Annotated in this window: 1 protein-coding gene; it reads right to left on the bottom strand. The window is 65.2% G+C overall.

Translation table 11 applies throughout. The features are described from left to right. Positions 1-53: 53 nt before the first annotated feature. Positions 54-1298, bottom strand: coding sequence for an IS256 family transposase (locus RZ1_RS29345; RefSeq protein WP_072816457.1), 1245 nt, complete (start codon positions 1296-1298; stop codon positions 54-56). Positions 1299-1429: the final 131 nt, after the last annotated feature.

The raw sequence follows: 1429 nt of genomic DNA, 5'->3' as shown, positions 1-1429 counted from the left end.
GGTCAAGTCCAGAGTCGTGGTGTAGCGAAGTCGCCGTGTGATTCCTCGGTGGGTTAAGCGGTCAGGGCAGGTGTGGCCTCCTCGGTAGGTGTGGCGGCGGCATCGGTGGGTTTGTCGCCGCGGGCCTGGGCCAGGACGTCGAGGCCGAGGTAGCGGCGGCCCTCGATCCATTCGTCGTGCTGCTCGGCGAGGACGGCGCCGACGAGGCGGATCAGGGCGCCACGGTCGGGGAAGATGCCGACGACGTCGGTGCGTCGGCGGATCTCCTTGTTCAGTCGCTCCTGCGGGTTGTTGGACCAGATCTGTCGCCAGATCTGTTTCGGGAATCCGGTGAATGCGAGGAGGTCGACTCGGGCGCCGTCGAGATGGTCGGCGACCCGCGGAAGCTTCTCCGTCAACGCTTCTATGATCCGATCATATTGCGCATGAACAGATTCCGCGTCAGGCTGATCGTAGACCGAGTGCAGCAGAGTCCTCACCCATGGCCATGATGCCTTTGGGGTGACCGACATCAGATTCGTCGCGTAATGGGTGCGGCAACGCTGCCAGGAAGCGCCTGGCAGGGTGGCTCCGATCGCCGCGACCAGGCCCGCATGGGCGTCGGAGGTCACCAACTTCACCCCGGACAAGCCGCGTGCGACCAGTCCGCGGAAGAACGTGAGCCAGCCGGCACCGTCCTCGGCGGAGGTGACGTCGATGCCCAGGATTTCGCGGTAGCCGTCGGCGTTGACCCCGACCGCGACGAGGGCGTGGACATTGACCACCCGCCCGTTCTCCCGAACTTTCAGCACGAGGGCGTCGGCAGCGACGAACGTGTACGGGCCCTGATCGAGGGGCCGGTTGCGGAACGCGTCGACCTGCTCGTCCAGTTCCTTCGCCATGACGCTGACCTGGGATTTCGAGAGCGAGGTGACGCCCAACGTGTCGACGAGTTTCTCCATTCGGCGGGTCGAGACCCCGAGCAGGTAGCAGGTGGCGACGACCGTGGTCAGGGCGCGTTCGGCGCGTTTGCGGCGCTGCAACAGCCAGTCCGGGAAGTACGAGCCCTGCCGGAGTTTCGGGATGGCGACGTCGATGGTGCCGACCCGGGTGTCGAAGTCGCGGTGCCGATACCCGTTGCGGGAGTTGGTGCGTTCGTCGGAGCGTTGCCCGTAGCCGGCGCCGCACAGGACGTCGGCCTCGGCGCCCATCAGGGCGTGGATGAACAGCGTCAGCAGCTCCCGCAGCAGATCGGGGCTGGCGCCGGTGAGTCGGTCTTCGACGAGCTGGTGCAGGTCGATATTGTGGGCAGTGGTCATCGTGTGGTCCTGTCTCGAGTCGACTTGGTAGGTCTCTCGAAGAATCACGCGGTGACCGTCTTTCGTTCGGCTACGACACGCCGGCCATCTCATTCGGATCCAGCTCGTACACCATCCTCATGGACGTAACC

It is taken from the genome of Rhodococcus zopfii NBRC 100606 = JCM 9919, from assembly GCF_001895025.1.
Classification (GTDB): Bacteria; Actinomycetota; Actinomycetes; order Mycobacteriales; family Mycobacteriaceae; genus Rhodococcus; species Rhodococcus zopfii.
This window is presented reverse-complemented; position numbering and strand designations above follow the sequence as displayed.

Coding starts and splice junctions, on each gene's coding strand:
- RZ1_RS29345 (WP_072816457.1), bottom strand. CDS start 1,298: ATGACCACTGCCCACAATATCGACCTGCACCAGCTCGTCGAAGACCGA.